At 33.6% G+C, this 13,970-nt stretch carries 18 protein-coding genes; 11 read left to right on the top strand and 7 right to left on the bottom strand.

Features of this window, described 5'->3' with window-relative positions:
• The first annotated feature begins 185 nt into the window (after nucleotides 1-185).
• Nucleotides 186-1,274, top strand: coding sequence for an NAD(P)-dependent alcohol dehydrogenase (locus SPD48_RS03615; protein WP_336256701.1), 1,089 nt, complete (start codon nucleotides 186-188; stop codon nucleotides 1,272-1,274).
• A 585-nt stretch (nucleotides 1,275-1,859) separates the two neighbouring features.
• On the opposite strand, the gene SPD48_RS03620 is transcribed toward SPD48_RS03615, so the two are convergent.
• From SPD48_RS03620 to SPD48_RS03635, 4 genes are all read right to left on the bottom strand, one after another.
• Entirely contained in the window at nucleotides 1,860-2,447 is a 588-nt protein-coding gene (locus SPD48_RS03620; protein ID WP_336256702.1) for an SCO family protein, read from the bottom strand.
• A 71-nt stretch (nucleotides 2,448-2,518) separates the two neighbouring features.
• Nucleotides 2,519-4,165, bottom strand: a complete 1,647-nt coding sequence (locus SPD48_RS03625) for a b(o/a)3-type cytochrome-c oxidase subunit 1 (RefSeq protein ID WP_336256703.1) — start codon at nucleotides 4,163-4,165, stop codon at nucleotides 2,519-2,521.
• Nucleotides 4,165-4,647: a cytochrome c oxidase subunit II gene (locus tag SPD48_RS03630; protein WP_336256704.1), complete on the bottom strand. Its 483-nt coding sequence runs from the start codon at nucleotides 4,645-4,647 to the stop codon at nucleotides 4,165-4,167. The genes SPD48_RS03625 and SPD48_RS03630 overlap by 1 nt, the downstream gene beginning before the upstream one ends.
• Nucleotides 4,648-4,675: 28 nt before the next feature.
• Nucleotides 4,676-4,819, bottom strand: coding sequence for a cytochrome c oxidase subunit 2A (locus tag SPD48_RS03635; RefSeq protein WP_336256705.1), 144 nt, complete (start codon nucleotides 4,817-4,819; stop codon nucleotides 4,676-4,678).
• 280 nt (nucleotides 4,820-5,099) lie between these two features.
• On the opposite strand from SPD48_RS03635, the gene SPD48_RS03640 reads away from it, so the two are divergent.
• Together SPD48_RS03640 and SPD48_RS03645 are read left to right on the top strand one after the other, a co-directional pair.
• Nucleotides 5,100-6,194 (top strand): type III polyketide synthase, encoded by a 1,095-nt coding sequence (locus SPD48_RS03640; RefSeq protein ID WP_336256706.1) that lies wholly within the window; start codon nucleotides 5,100-5,102, stop codon nucleotides 6,192-6,194.
• Complete coding sequence (locus SPD48_RS03645; RefSeq protein ID WP_336256707.1) at nucleotides 6,191-6,694, top strand: isoprenylcysteine carboxyl methyltransferase family protein; 504 nt, start codon at nucleotides 6,191-6,193, stop codon at nucleotides 6,692-6,694. Before SPD48_RS03640 ends, SPD48_RS03645 begins: the two co-directional genes overlap by 4 nt.
• A 65-nt stretch (nucleotides 6,695-6,759) precedes the next feature.
• Here SPD48_RS03645 and SPD48_RS03650 read toward each other — a convergent pair whose 3' ends face one another.
• Both SPD48_RS03650 and SPD48_RS03655 read right to left on the bottom strand, forming a co-directional pair.
• Nucleotides 6,760-6,960: a cold-shock protein gene (locus tag SPD48_RS03650; RefSeq protein ID WP_336256708.1), complete on the bottom strand. Its 201-nt coding sequence runs from the start codon at nucleotides 6,958-6,960 to the stop codon at nucleotides 6,760-6,762.
• Nucleotides 6,961-7,178: 218 nt separating this feature from the next.
• Entirely contained in the window at nucleotides 7,179-8,177 is a 999-nt protein-coding gene (locus tag SPD48_RS03655) for a C40 family peptidase (RefSeq protein WP_336256709.1), read from the bottom strand.
• A 157-nt stretch (nucleotides 8,178-8,334) separates the two neighbouring features.
• Here SPD48_RS03655 and SPD48_RS03660 point away from each other — a divergent pair, with 157 nt between their 5' ends.
• The 8 genes from SPD48_RS03660 (at nucleotide 8,335) to SPD48_RS03695 (ending at nucleotide 13,376) form a co-directional block, all read left to right on the top strand.
• Nucleotides 8,335-9,288, top strand: coding sequence for a thymidylate synthase (locus SPD48_RS03660; protein ID WP_336256710.1), 954 nt, complete (start codon nucleotides 8,335-8,337; stop codon nucleotides 9,286-9,288).
• Nucleotides 9,289-9,306: 18 nt separating this feature from the next.
• Nucleotides 9,307-9,804, top strand: a complete 498-nt coding sequence (locus SPD48_RS03665) for a dihydrofolate reductase (protein WP_336256711.1) — start codon at nucleotides 9,307-9,309, stop codon at nucleotides 9,802-9,804.
• Nucleotides 9,805-9,961: 157 nt separating this feature from the next.
• Entirely contained in the window at nucleotides 9,962-10,162 is a 201-nt protein-coding gene (tatA, locus tag SPD48_RS03670) for a twin-arginine translocase TatA/TatE family subunit (protein ID WP_336257004.1), read from the top strand.
• 127 nt (nucleotides 10,163-10,289) lie between these two features.
• Nucleotides 10,290-11,036 (top strand): twin-arginine translocase subunit TatC, encoded by a 747-nt coding sequence (gene tatC, locus SPD48_RS03675; RefSeq protein WP_336256712.1) that lies wholly within the window; start codon nucleotides 10,290-10,292, stop codon nucleotides 11,034-11,036.
• A gap of 214 nt (nucleotides 11,037-11,250) precedes the next feature.
• Entirely contained in the window at nucleotides 11,251-11,955 is a 705-nt protein-coding gene (locus tag SPD48_RS03680; protein ID WP_336256713.1) for a cytochrome c biogenesis CcdA family protein, read from the top strand.
• 72 nt (nucleotides 11,956-12,027) lie between these two features.
• The gene (locus SPD48_RS03685) at nucleotides 12,028-12,456 is read left to right on the top strand and encodes a Na(+)/H(+) antiporter subunit B (protein ID WP_336256714.1); all 429 of its coding nucleotides are present in this window, start codon (nucleotides 12,028-12,030) and stop codon (nucleotides 12,454-12,456) included.
• 31 nt (nucleotides 12,457-12,487) lie between these two features.
• Nucleotides 12,488-12,856, top strand: a complete 369-nt coding sequence (locus tag SPD48_RS03690; RefSeq protein WP_336256715.1) for a response regulator — start codon at nucleotides 12,488-12,490, stop codon at nucleotides 12,854-12,856.
• Nucleotides 12,857-12,884: 28 nt separating this feature from the next.
• The gene (locus SPD48_RS03695) at nucleotides 12,885-13,376 is read left to right on the top strand and encodes a CcdC family protein (protein WP_336256716.1); all 492 of its coding nucleotides are present in this window, start codon (nucleotides 12,885-12,887) and stop codon (nucleotides 13,374-13,376) included.
• A gap of 15 nt (nucleotides 13,377-13,391) precedes the next feature.
• On the opposite strand, the gene SPD48_RS03700 is transcribed toward SPD48_RS03695, so the two are convergent.
• Nucleotides 13,392-13,874, bottom strand: a complete 483-nt coding sequence (locus tag SPD48_RS03700; RefSeq protein WP_336256717.1) for a DUF2621 family protein — start codon at nucleotides 13,872-13,874, stop codon at nucleotides 13,392-13,394.
• Nucleotides 13,875-13,970: the final 96 nt, after the last annotated feature.

Raw genomic sequence — 13,970 nt, forward strand, 5'->3', positions numbered from 1 at the left:
TTATTCTGCTAATAATTAATAAAAATAGTGCATCTTTTGCTAATTTAGGAATATTCATCTTACATCGTGGGATAACTAGAAAGGATTCAATGGCACACAAAAAAGCACCGACTATTAAAGTGGATAACCGTACTCTAGGCTTACAATTATATTGGTGCAACTACATTCTTAGGAGATGATATCAGATGAAGATTAAAGCAGCCGTAACCCATGGCCAAAAAGAAGATTTTCAGATCGAAGAAGTGGAATTACAAGGACCCACAGCGAACGAAGTTTTAATTAAAATTGTCGCTTCGGGTGTATGCCATACGGATGCAGTTGCCCGTGATGAGGCGACAACACCATATCCTCTCGTACTGGGCCATGAAGGTTCAGGTATTGTTGAAAAAGTGGGTGAAGGTGTAAAAACAGTTGAACCCGGAGATCATGTTGTTCTTTCATTTGCCTCTTGTGGGCATTGTGAAAACTGTTTAACTGGACACCCAACAGTTTGCGTACATACTACAACATTAAACTTTGGTGGAATTATGGCAGATGGTACCCACCGCCTCTATCAAGGCGATCAAGAACTATCTACTTTTTTTGGACAGTCCTCTTTCGGAACATATGCTGTAGCAAATGAAAGAAACGTCGTAAAAGTGGATAAAGATGTGGATCTCGCGTTACTTGGACCATTAGGATGTGGAATCCAAACTGGAAGCGGAACTGTTTTAAATAAGTTAAAACCTAAATTTGGAAGTACCATCGTAATTTATGGTACCGGGGCAGTTGGTTTAAGTGCTGTAATGGCTGCAAACATAACAGAATGTAAACATATTATCGCTGTGGATATTCATGACAATCGCCTTGAGATCGCGAAAGAACTTGGTGCAACCCATACGATTAACAGTAAACATGAGGATGTTGTCGCAAAGATTAAAGAAATTACAAATGGTGGAGCTCATTATGGTATTGATACAACAGGAGTACCATTTGTTGTCCGCCAAGCACTGCAGGCATTGCGCCCACTTGGCGTATTGGCTATTGTTGGATTTACTCCTAATATGGAATTAAATGTCCATGAAGATCTTATGGCAGAGGGTAAAACAATGGTAGGTGTTATCGAAGGAGATGCAGTACCACAGCTATTTATCCCAGAGTTGGTCGATTACTACAAACAAGGATTGTTTCCATTCGATAAATTAGTTAAGTTCTATCCGTTTGATCAAATTAATGATGCGTTTGAAGACTCAAAAAATGGTGAAGTAATTAAACCAATCTTAAAAATTAGCTAATAAAAAGAGCCTGGGAGAAAACTTAGCTAAATACCTTTATAAATGATCCATTTAAAACTGCGAACTAGGAATACGAGAAAACAACATATTCGTTTATCTGTCCAAATAATCAATGATTATTTTATATATACGATTTAACCGAACAGATAAATATGGCTTTAAAAGATATTTAAAGTCTATGAAAGCGAAAACTGTTCAGAATGTACATTAAGTTCCTTATATACATAGGCAGCAAAAGGGAAAAACAGAAAATATTTTATAATGAATAATAGGAATATCAAAATAAATATGTGAGAGAGAAGCTTTCAAACGAAGAAACAGGTGAAATCTTTGGAAAATGTAAAATAGATGTGGAGCCGGTATTTTTGATTGTTGAAAGCTAATTTGGGTTTCACTCGTATGTCTTTACGAGGAAAATCCAAGGTGCATAACATGGTAGTAAATATTAGAAAACACTCTGTCATTAACAATGAAAATGAGGCATTTTCATATAAATATGAGAAAAAACGGTTGTGTTTATCTTTTATTGATAAATACAACCGTATTTATCATTTTGAGGCTAGTGATGTCCCAGCCTCGTTCTTTTTAATTTATAGTTCTCATAATTCGATTATAAGCTCTTTCGCGATCAAATGATTCGCCCATTGTGAATTTTTCTAATAAATTATCGTTCTCATCCATAAAATAAGCATAAGTAGAATGTACAATTTCTCCTGAACCTGGATCTCTGTACAAGAAACCTAAAGCATCAGCAATTTCCTTTGTAGCTTCTTCACTACCTGTGAGGAAAATCCATCCATCGTCTGAAGAATTAACTTCAAACCTTCCCGCATATTCCTTGATCACATCTTGCGTATCTCGTTTTGGATCAATAGTAATCGTTATAAATTCAATTTCATCACCAAATACGCCTTCCTCTTCAAGTTCATGTTTTAATTTTGCCATTTCTAGTGTTGTGACCGGACATACATCAGGACATTGTGTATACATAAATTCAATTAATCGTGCACGTTTTGGCATATCAGCAAAATTATAATCTTCACCAAAAGCAGTTTCCATTACAACGTCTTTTGGAAGTTCTGCAGTACCAGGACGATAAACTTGTAAGTAAAAAACACCAGCAGCAATTCCTACAATAAGAATACTAATAAATGCAATGTAAAATTTTTTCATTTATATAACCTCCAAATAAAGAGAGGGGAGAACCCCTCTCTAATTTTTGTGAGTTCTAGTACATTTAAACCTTACCAGAGCTTATACCCTTTTGCTCCCGGAGGGGCACTTTGTATAATGTCGATAAGTGGGATTGTATATGCAAATAATACTAGAGCAATAGTAATTCCAATCCATAACGGCCAATTTTCGAATACTTTTGGCGTCTTTTCTGCTTGATTGCTGACAACAGCAATCGGGAATTCTTCTTGACCTTTTGGAGCAAAGAATGCAAGATTGATAAAAATAATAATCATGATGATCATTCCAATGAAAAGAATTGACCCACCAACAGCTTGTGCAATCTGATAGCTACCCCATGCAGCAGTATCGGCATTTCCAGCATATTCTGAGTAAGCAGAACGGCGAGGACCACCTAGTAAACCTTGCCAATGCATAGCCGTAGACATGATTGTCATACCGACTGTCCAAAAAATCGTTTGAGCTATCGCTAATTTATTCATAGTTTTCGTGTATTTTCTTCCTGTAATAGAAGGAACAAGCCAATATGTTATCCCAAAAAATGTAAGCATTACAGTTGTTGCAACCGTTAAGTGAAAATGCCCTGTAACCCATATCGTGTTATGAACGACTTGGTTCATCTGGTTAGAAGCATTAATGATACCGCCTGCTCCACCAGGAATGAAAAATAACATTCCGATAAATGGTGCAAGGAAGCGAGCATCTTTCCAAGGCATTTTCTTTAACCAACCGAATAATCCTTTTGCTCCAAGTTCGCGACCTCTAGATTCAAATGTAGCAAACATAGAAAATGCAGTCATCATGGATGGAATAACTACAATCATTGTCAGGATTACTTGGAGAAACTTCCAGAAAGGATCAATACCAGGCTCAGTTAACTGATGGTGGAATCCGACTGGGATTGAAAAGAATAACAATAATATAAACGTAAATCGTGCAAGTGAATCTGAGAAAATTTTACCACCGATGATTTTTGGCATAATAGCATACCACATCATGTAGGCGGGTAAGAGCCAGAAATAAACGAGTGGGTGACCGAAATACCAGAATAATGTCCGGCTTAATAATACATCGATTGTTTCAACCCATCCGAGCGCCCATGGAATCATTTGGAATACAACTGTGATCGCTACACCAATGGAAGCAATTTGCCACATAAGCATCGTAACGACAGCCATAAAGCTAAGTAAAGGAGTTCTTTCTCCAGGATTTTCTTTCTTAAAACGAGCATGACGCTTGAACATTACAAATCCATCAAACCATGTTCCTACAATGACTAAAGCTAAACCAATATAAAATAAAACATGTGCTTGTAATGGAGCGTAAAAAGTAAACAATACAGTTGCTTCATTTAAAAGAATCATTGTAGCTGCGGATAACGTTCCAACTAACATCATCCAAAATCCAATCCAAGAGATCGTTCTTTCTGTTTTATTAAATCCGCCTGTTGTTTTACTTTGAGCAGCTAACATAAATCCTAAAATGAAGAATGTAGTTAATACAAGACCTAGTACAACACCATGAACAGTTAATATCTGATAATAACCGATTCCAGCAGGTAAGGTGAATTTTCCTGATCGTTCTAAAGTTTGTAACAGACCACATGTTGCCCCGACGAATAACGCAATAAAAGCAACATACATATGAGCCATTACAAGTTTTGCGTCTTTATTTGATAAACTTTTTAATGAGTTCATTATTCTACCACCTCAATCGTTGCAGCCATCATATGGTGACCTACACCACAATATTCATTACAAACAAGGGTATATGTGCCTGCATTTTTAAATGTGTTTGTTAATGTACTTATATAACCTGGCTCTAACATCATATTTACATTTGTTCCTGCAATTTCAAATCCGTGAATAACATCGGTCGTTGTTGAAGAGATATGAACAGTTGCCCCTTTGGGAACTTCAATAACCTTATCATCTGTTCCCACATCATAATTAAAAGCAGATGCAACGATCGTTAATTGATATTCATTTTCTCCAATTTGTTTTAATCCCGGTTCTTTAAATAGTTCATGGTCCCGTACTTTTTCCGGGTCTAAAGTAACCGCGCAACTAGGAGGTTGATTTCCCATGTAAAAAGCACTAACTCCAACAACAATTAAAAAGAACAATAATGTAGCAGAACCGAGATAAAGCCAAATTTTTTCATACTTGTGCATGTTCATACGATTTCTTCCTTTCTAAATACGTGATTTATCGACTAATAAATAAGTACCAAACACCTAACCAAGAAATTAAAATAATTGCAGCTAATATAATTACTGAAAATAAAGTTCCCCGTAAATCATAATTATCATGTTGTTCGACTTGTTGCTCTTTTTCGACAGGCTTTGCCATGTTTATCGCTCCTTTCGTAAAAAATTCATCAAAATAAATTAATCATATTCTTCAAAGCAAATCGGTTAATTAATCGATCTGCTTATATTCATCATACACAAAAATAATAGCCGAAAAAGCCTATATGACAACGTTTCACAATTTATTCAATAACCTATTTGGCTTCAATTTCCATCGAATTTACTAACCTTTATGTTAGAAAAGTATGTGAATAAAATATGACGATCTCGTGGATAAAACGTTACATAATTCATAAACTAAACAAAAAAAAGGTGAGAAAATGGTGTATATAGGATCGATCGGTTTAGGAATACCATCAAATAATTTACGACAAAACGAAGTCAAACATTTAGTCAAAAATATATTTAATACGAAAAAGTTACATAGATTACTACCGGTATTTGATAACGCAAATATAGAGCAAAGGCAGTTTGTAGTTGATGAAGAGTGGATAAAGCATGAACATTCATTTGCTACGGCAAATCAATACTATTTTAACTACGCAAAAAATCTGTGTATCGAGGCTATTGACAACTGTTTAAAAAATAAAACTCTATTAAATAAACCTGTTTCTTACAACGATATTGATATGATTTTATTTGTATCAAGTACTGGAATTGTTACGCCTTCGTTAGATGCTTACTTATTAAATGAACGGCCATTTAGAGAAGATATAGTTCGCATACCAATGTGGGGATTAGGATGTGCCGGAGGGGCAATGGGGTTAGCAAGGGCATCTGAATGGATTCGACTACATCCTACTAAATCAGCTCTTGTCGTTTGTTGTGAATTATGCAGTCTTACGTTTCAAAAAAAAGATGTATCAACGAGTAATATTGTTGGAACGGCCTTATTCGGGGATGGTGTTGCCGCCACTTTATTAATTGGCTCGAAGTCTCCATTGCAATCTTTTTTGCCAAAGAAAAGATTAACTATTAAGGAAACGAGCTCATTTACACAAAAGAACAGTACAGATGTAATGGGATGGAATGTTACATCAAATGGATTGGAAGTTATTTTTTCAAAACGAATTCCTAAGTTAGTAAAAACAATTTGGAAAGAACATGTACATCGTTTCTTAAAACAGACAGGGAGAAAAATGGAAGATATTTCTTCCATCGTAGCACATCCGGGTGGTAGGAAAGTATTAGAAGAAATGGAACATGCCCTTGCAATTGATCGTGAACTTTTAAGATTTTCTTACGATGTATTAAAAAATCACGGAAATATGTCCTCATCAACTGTCATTTACGTATTAAAAAGATGGATATTACAATCACAAAATAGATCATTTTCGGAAGATTTGGGAATACTAAGTGCACTCGGTCCTGGGTTTAGTTCCGAATTAATCTTATTAGAGTGGGTGGATCTATGATTTATTTTTATCTAATTATCTTGTTTATTATTGGACAAAGGCTTACAGAGTTATATATTGCGAATAAAAATGAGTTGTGGATGAGAGAGCGGGGAGGAGTTGAACTAGGAAAAGAACATTACAAATTATTTATTCTACTTCATATGGCTTTTTTTGTTTGTTTAATTTGGGAAGTTCAACTGCTGTATTGGCAAAATAATTATGCTTTTAATATTTACTTTTTTCTTATTTTCCTATTAGCACAAATAGGGAGAATCTGGTGCATAGTATCGCTTGGGAAGTTTTGGAATACAAAAATTATCGTTTTGCCGAAGGTTATTCACATAAAAAAAGGGCCATATAAGTATATAAAACACCCTAATTATGTCATAGTATTTATTGAATTGTTGGTCATTCCAGCAATGTTTGGCGCGTATAAAACAGCAATACTATTCCCAATCTTACACATCTTGTTACTTTCCATTAGAATTCCGAGTGAAGATAGAGCATTAGGACGCTGAGCACCGTAATTTCAAATCAAATGAAAAGGAGGCTTCCTATAAAGGAGCCTCCAAATTTTAATATGTTAGTTTTTAGTAACGTTCGCCGCTTGTGGTCCACGTTCGCCTTCAACAATTTCAAATGTTACTTCTTGACCTTCTTCTAAAGATTTAAATCCTTCTTCTTGGATAGCAGAGTAATGTACGAATACATCGTCTCCTTCTTCCAATTGAATAAAGCCGTAACCTTTTTCTGCATTAAACCATTTTACTACTCCGTTTTGCATGTAGCCAATCCTCCTAAATTCTTTCACGAAAACCGTGTTAATACAAAGAAAATAGTGAAAACGAAAAAAGTAACTTCACGTAGAAGGTGGGATCACTACGTACCTTCATGTGAAGCTACTTTCCTAATGATTCCATACATCTTCTTTGCTTGTTTCCAATATATCGGTTTTTATGAAGGGAGTCAAGCGCTACAACATCTAATATGGATTTCAATTTATTATTTTATCCTTTTTGCTCCTAAGTAACGAGGTGACCAATAGGAATCACTTAAATTACTTATTTGCACACCATTACTGCTACCAGCATGAATAAAATCACCATTTCCTAAATAGATTCCTAAATGGGAAGGTCCAGGCTGATACGTTTCAAAAAACACTAAATCGCCAATAGAGGGTGATTCAACATTTGTTGAGAAGTTCCAAATTTCATTTACTGTACGCGGGATCATAATATCGTTTTGTTTATAAACAAATTGGATAAAACCGCTACAATCAAATCCATTCGGTGTTGTGCCTCCCCAAACATAAGGGGTGCCCATATATGACTTTGCTACTTGAATAACAGAACTGTTATCATGATTAACATTTAATTGGACTATATCCTCGTCTTTTTGTAGTTGGCTGTCTTTGCTTGGTGCGATTTGTTCTGCCAATTCATTGTCAACCTGCTCGGAAACTTCCGAATCAGTGGGCGGAGGAGATAACAAGTTTAAGTTTATAATTTGATTAACTGCATCTTCTGTCAATGGACCGTATAATCCATCTACGGTCCCAGTATAATAGCCATAATAAAAAAGAACCTCCTGCACTGCTCTTACTTCTTCATATGTAGAATCATAGTTAATTGTACGTGCTAATTCAGCTATTTCATCGATTTCCGATTGCCTTTCAGCCATAATCAGCGCTTCCATCGTTTGCTTATCTGCAGCTCCTGTTACTGTAATTTCATGGGATGATTGAAATCCTTTTATTGCATGTTCCGTCAATAATCCGTATACTCCATCTATACCATCATCATAATGACCTAACTTTGTTAATTTGTATTGTAAATTACGAACAATTTTACTATTTTCACCATAGGCGAGACCATCTGCTTCTGTTAAGAGTTTATCTTGTATTATGGGTTGTGCATCTATATAAAATGCAAATGGCTGAGTGATCGCATACCCGCAAACAATTGAATTCTTCATTACTTTTTCAACTGTTTTAGTTCGCATACAAAATACTCCTTTCTAAGGGTGCTTTATGTTAATTCATATGAAGTATTTTTAGTAATCATACTTTACGTTTGTGTTACAAAAATCTTTTATATGGTACAATAAAAATCTTACTATCATTTTTTTCGAGTAAATATTTTTATGAGGAGAAAATCAAATGAAAAATGAACAAGCCTATTTACAATTATGTGAAGAAATTTTAGAAAAAGGTTGTTTTAAAAACGACCGAACGAATACAGGAACCTATTCCCTTTTTGGTAAACAAATAAGGTTTGATTTAAAAGAAGGTTTTCCACTATTAACGACAAAACATGTCCCTTTTCGATTAATTGCCAGTGAATTGCTTTGGTTTTTGAAAGGCGATACGAATATACGTTATTTATTACAACATAATAATAATATATGGAATGAGTGGGCATTTAAAAAATGGGTGGAAAGCGATAATTATAAGGGCCCTAATATGGATGACTTCGGAAACAGAAGTCTAAAAGATGAAGATTTTAAAATGGAATATGAAAAACAGATGGATATTTTTAAGAATAAGATATTGACGGATGACCAGTTTGCGCAAAACTATGGTGACTTGGGATTTGTATATGGGAAACAGTGGAGGCACTGGAAGACATCTACAGGCGAAACGATTGATCAAATTAAAGATGTAATTGAATTGATTAAAACAAACCCTGATTCTAGACGTTTACTTGTATCGGCATGGAATCCTGAAGATATCCCAAATATGGCACTACCACCATGTCATACATTATTCCAGTTTTATGTAGATGATGGTGCTCTATCTTGTCAACTTTATCAACGAAGTGCCGACGTATTTCTTGGTGTTCCATTTAATATTGCTAGTTATGCATTATTAACTCACTTAATTGCAAAAGAATGCCAATTAGAAGTAGGAGAGTTTGTACATACATTTGGAGATGTACATATTTATGCTAACCATGTTGAACAAGTAAAATTACAATTAAGTCGTAATCCTAAATCTTTGCCTACATTGAAGATTAATACTGAAAAAGAATCAATATTTGCTTATGATATAAATGATTTTGAAATAATTGGTTATGATCCACATCCAGCTATTAAAGCGCCTGTAGCAGTATAAAAAGGAGAGTACGTAAAAATGATTTCTTTTATAGTAGCAATGGATAAAAATAATGTAATTGGTTTTAATAATAAAATGCCTTGGCATTTACCAAATGATCTAAAGTTTTTTAAAGAGACTACAACAGGTCATACGATTATAATGGGAAGAAAAACATTTGAATCTATTGGAAGAGTATTACCTAATAGAAAACATATCGTATTGTCCCAAGGCAATGTGAATTTACCAAAAGAAGTTGAAATAATAAACGATATTGATCAAATTATTGAATTAAATAAACAGAACATTGATGAAGAATTTTTCGTCATAGGTGGAGGAAACATTTTTAAGCAATTACTCCCTTATGCAGATCGTCTATATGTTACGTTAATCGATGAATCATTTAAAGGAGATGTGTTTTTCCCAGAAATCTCTCTTAAGCAATGGAAGGAAATTTCAAAGGTAAAGGGAGAAAGAAACGAGTCTAATCCTTATGATTATTATTTTATTGAATATGTTCGAAACAATTCAATATAAAGGTATTTGTTGTTTAATATAATCACTTCTACTATAATAAATTATGAATTATTTATGTATTTTTCATTGAATCTCTTTTAGTTTATTAAGCTTTTTTATACAATAAAACTGATTGAATGAATAGTATTGTTTAAACAATTACACGATGGGGTGAAAAATAATGGCACAAATCGGGATACCGAGTTTAATTCTCATATTAGTTGTAGCATTACTTATTTTTGGACCGTCTAAATTACCTGAAATAGGGAAGGCAGCTGGAAATTCGTTACGTGAATTTAAAAATGCAACAAAAGGTATTATCGGAGACGAGGAAACTGAAACAGCGAAAGACTCAAAAGAAAACAATAGTAAACAATAATAAGGGCTTAAATTGACCTGAAAATGGCATACTATAAATGCATAATAATCAATAGGTGTAAGGAATAAACCTTACATCTTTTTTATATCAGTAACAATACTTAGAGTAAAGATAGGGAGTGGAGACAATGTCTAGTACTAATCAAGAAAAAGAAATGAATATAGTAGGACATTTGTCGGAACTAAGAAATCGACTCATCGTAACTGGATTATTTTTTATCGCATTTTTTATAATCGGTTTTATCTTTATTAAAGATATTTATTCCTTTTTTGAAAATGATATTGATTTTAAATTAACAGTTACAAGTCCAGGGGATATTATTTGGATTTATTTTACGATTGCAGGGTTAATAGCAATTGTTGCAACATTACCAATATTAAGCTTGCAAATTTGGTTATTTATTAAACCCGGTCTGACAAAACCGGAACGTAAAGCATCTTTATCCTACATTCCAGCTATTTTTTTATTATTTGTCATAGGACTCGTTTTTGGATATTTAATGTTTATCAAACTAATACTACCTTTCCTATTATCACTAAATGATGGAATGTTTAATGAATTATTTACCGTTGAGAAATATTTCAGGTTTCTTTTAAGAATTACGATTCCGTTTGCAATATTATTTGAAATACCGATTATAATAATGTTTTTAACAAGTTTAGGAGTCATCACACCTGCATTTCTTCGTAAAACAAGAAAATATGCATACTTCATACTTCTAATTGTCGGAGCATTAGTTACACCTCCTGACGTTATTTTGCAATTAGCTGTTGCGATCCCATTATTTATTTTGTATGAAATAAGTATTTACTTATCAACGATTGTGTACCGTAAAAAGCAAAAAAGACATTTAGAATATATGGAACAGCAATAACATTAAAAGTTGTTTATTGAGAATCTATGTTTCATCGACAAACTTAGTCATCTGAAACAAAAAAATTGCAGAATCGTGCGGTTACCCGGGAAATGTTTATCACTATTTCTTACGAAAAACATCCAAAAAGGTTCGGATAACTGTCAAAAGCAACTACATTCTTTTGCCATTTTATCTGTTACAATTATGGTAGAAGAGGTTAAGGAGGATGACAATGTCTGAAGTTAATATCTTTTTAGCATTTGGAGCTGGATTTTTATCATTTATATCACCTTGTGTTTTACCTTTGTTTCCAGCCTTTCTATCTTATATTACTGGAATGAGTGTAAGTGAAATAAATGATGATAATAAAATGCTTACGAAAAAAAGTATGTTACATACAATTCTATTCTTGCTCGGTTTTTCCAGTGTATTCATTATGATCGGATTTAGTACATCATACATCGCCGATTTCTTTATGATGTATCAAGATATTATCCGGCAAATTGGCGCTATACTAATTATATTTTTTGGTCTTGTAATTGTAGGTTTACTAAACTTTGAGTTTTTAATGAAAGACAAGAAAATCACATTTAAAAATAGACCTGCAGGGTATCTCGGTTCATTTATTATCGGGATGGCTTTTTCAATGGGATGGACACCTTGTACAGGCCCGATTTTAATGATTGTAATTACTATGGCAGCAACAAACCCGGATCAAGCAATGGTTTTAATGATAAGTTATGTTCTTGGTTTTGCAATACCGTTTATTATACTCTCTTTCTTTATAGGTAAGTTAAACTTCATTAAAAAACATAGTATGAAGTTGGTAAAAATAGGGGGGTATATTATGATCATCTTTGGTGTTGCTTTATTTTTTAATTGGATGACAAAATTAACCTCATTACTTGCTGAATGGACTGGATTTTATGGATTTTAATAACTTTCTTTATTTCAGGAAGAAAATAGCATACAATGGTGGTAATAAGTTTTAAATAAAAGGGGTTACACTATGTACAAACCAAATGATCTAATACTTCGTTCCACAGCATCCTTAATAACATTTATCTTACTAGGATTTGCTGTATATTTATTACTTGCAGGACATAATTCTCCGGGTGGGGGATTCGTTGGCGGTCTTACAACATCTGCGGCAATCTTATTAATGTATATGGCATATGGCGAAAAAACTGTTCGAAAGATTATTCCAGTGGACTTTATATTTTTTATCCCGCTAGGACTTTTAATCGCGACACTTACAGGGTTAGGTGCTCTCTTATTTAATGTTCCTTTCTTAACACAAACATTCGGAGTGTTTCATTTACCATTCATTGGGGAAATTGAACTTGCTACAGCAATGTTATTTGATTTAGGTGTTTATTTTACAGTATTCGGGACAACGATGACGATTATTCTTACTATTGCTCGAGATCAGTCATGAGCAACATTATTAATGATTCGGGGGAAATGTTGTGGCAAAAGTACTTATAATTGATGATGCCAAATTTATGCGCATGACATTATCAAATTTATTTCAAAAGAACAATTTTTCAATAGTCGGTATGGCCGAAAATGGAGTGGAAGGTGTAGATTTATATAAAAAAACATCGCCAGACCTTGTTACATTAGATATTACTATGCCGGTAATGGACGGTCTTCAAGCCTTAAAAGAAATTCTTAGCTTTGATCCGACTGCTAACGTTATTATGTGTTCAGCGATGGGGCAACAAAAGCTCGTAGTTGAGGCGATAGAACTAGGTGCAAAAGATTTTATTGTTAAACCTTTTGATGAACAAAGAGTGATGGAAACTGTTCATCAAATCATACATACATCTATTTAAGTCGTCATCATAGGAGTTGAATCATCAAGTGCCCTTTTCATTATTTGATAATCCGTTATTTTTACTAGCAAGTTCGGTGGGTGCAATTGGCATGGCCATTGCAATGATTTTTATACGTTTAAAGGCAGCCAAAAAGCCAACTACTACAAAAAAAATCATTTTACCTCCTATTTTTATGAGTAGTGGAGCTCTAATGTACCTGATTCCTGAGTTTAGAATAGTACCAATAGAAATAGTAGAAGCGTGTATTGTAGGTTTATTTTTCTCTATATTTCTAATAAAAACGACAAAATTCGAAATTAGAGATAACCAAATCTATTTAATACCATCTAAAGCATTTATTATAATATTATTCAGCTTATTAATCGTAAGAACTGTATTTAAAATTATTATTGGAGGTACAATTTCATTTGGAGAAACAAGTGGGATGTTTTTTTTACTTGCCTTTGCAATGATCGTATCATGGCGACTTACAATGCTATTTAAATATAACCAATTAAAAAATCAATTAAAAAATTAAAAACATACGCGGCTTTTAGCGTATGTTTTTATTATATCTTGACTTCCATTCATCACGATAATCTTTTCTGGATAAAGAAAAGAATTGCTCATAGGGCTTAACGTCGATATTTTTCTCACGAAGTTTACGCCTTAGAAAACGATGATCTCTTTTAGGTGTACCAATAATATAGCCTTCGATTAGTAGTTCTTGTGTAATTTCTTTTTTATTTCTAGCTAAGGCAAGTTCACCAATTTTACTTGCTATAGTTTGTTTAGCAACATCCCTGAATATTTCCGGAACAGGAGAAACGAATTCGTTAAGTAACTTAATTTCATCCTCTTTCCACATATGTTTTGTTTTTTCAATATAGTAACGTTGCCAATCCATTTCCGATTTGCCATCTTCTTTTGGTAGCTGTTTTAAAAACTTGCGAAACATGAAAAATCCTCCTATGCCTAGAAGGGTAATTAATAAGAAGCCCCAAAAAATAATAAAGTAATCCATTATGATTCCCATCTTTATCTTCCTTTTACATAATAATTGTTAAAAAATGTAACAAATATGAAGATTACCATTTCATTTTTTTAATCTGAATGGTAATATAAAAATATA

Source organism: Pseudogracilibacillus sp. SE30717A (assembly GCF_037071985.1).
Classification (GTDB): domain Bacteria; phylum Bacillota; class Bacilli; order Bacillales; family Amphibacillaceae; genus Pseudogracilibacillus.

Excerpts from the sequence above, each read along its gene's own strand:
- SPD48_RS03615 (WP_336256701.1), top strand. The coding sequence starts at position 186 with ATGAAGATTAAAGCAGCCGTAACCCATGGCCAAAAAGAAGATTTTCAG.
- SPD48_RS03620 (WP_336256702.1), bottom strand. The coding sequence starts at position 2,447 with ATGAAAAAATTTTACATTGCATTTATTAGTATTCTTATTGTAGGAATT.
- SPD48_RS03625 (WP_336256703.1), bottom strand. The coding sequence starts at position 4,165 with ATGAACTCATTAAAAAGTTTATCAAATAAAGACGCAAAACTTGTAATG.
- SPD48_RS03630 (WP_336256704.1), bottom strand. The coding sequence starts at position 4,647 with ATGAACATGCACAAGTATGAAAAAATTTGGCTTTATCTCGGTTCTGCT.
- SPD48_RS03635 (WP_336256705.1), bottom strand. The coding sequence starts at position 4,819 with ATGGCAAAGCCTGTCGAAAAAGAGCAACAAGTCGAACAACATGATAAT.
- SPD48_RS03640 (WP_336256706.1), top strand. The coding sequence starts at position 5,100 with ATGGTGTATATAGGATCGATCGGTTTAGGAATACCATCAAATAATTTA.
- SPD48_RS03645 (WP_336256707.1), top strand. The coding sequence starts at position 6,191 with ATGATTTATTTTTATCTAATTATCTTGTTTATTATTGGACAAAGGCTT.
- SPD48_RS03650 (WP_336256708.1), bottom strand. The coding sequence starts at position 6,960 with ATGCAAAACGGAGTAGTAAAATGGTTTAATGCAGAAAAAGGTTACGGC.
- SPD48_RS03655 (WP_336256709.1), bottom strand. The coding sequence starts at position 8,177 with ATGCGAACTAAAACAGTTGAAAAAGTAATGAAGAATTCAATTGTTTGC.
- SPD48_RS03660 (WP_336256710.1), top strand. The coding sequence starts at position 8,335 with ATGAAAAATGAACAAGCCTATTTACAATTATGTGAAGAAATTTTAGAA.
- SPD48_RS03665 (WP_336256711.1), top strand. The coding sequence starts at position 9,307 with ATGATTTCTTTTATAGTAGCAATGGATAAAAATAATGTAATTGGTTTT.
- tatC (WP_336256712.1), top strand. The coding sequence starts at position 10,290 with ATGTCTAGTACTAATCAAGAAAAAGAAATGAATATAGTAGGACATTTG.
- SPD48_RS03680 (WP_336256713.1), top strand. The coding sequence starts at position 11,251 with ATGTCTGAAGTTAATATCTTTTTAGCATTTGGAGCTGGATTTTTATCA.
- SPD48_RS03685 (WP_336256714.1), top strand. The coding sequence starts at position 12,028 with ATGTACAAACCAAATGATCTAATACTTCGTTCCACAGCATCCTTAATA.
- SPD48_RS03700 (WP_336256717.1), bottom strand. The coding sequence starts at position 13,874 with ATGGGAATCATAATGGATTACTTTATTATTTTTTGGGGCTTCTTATTA.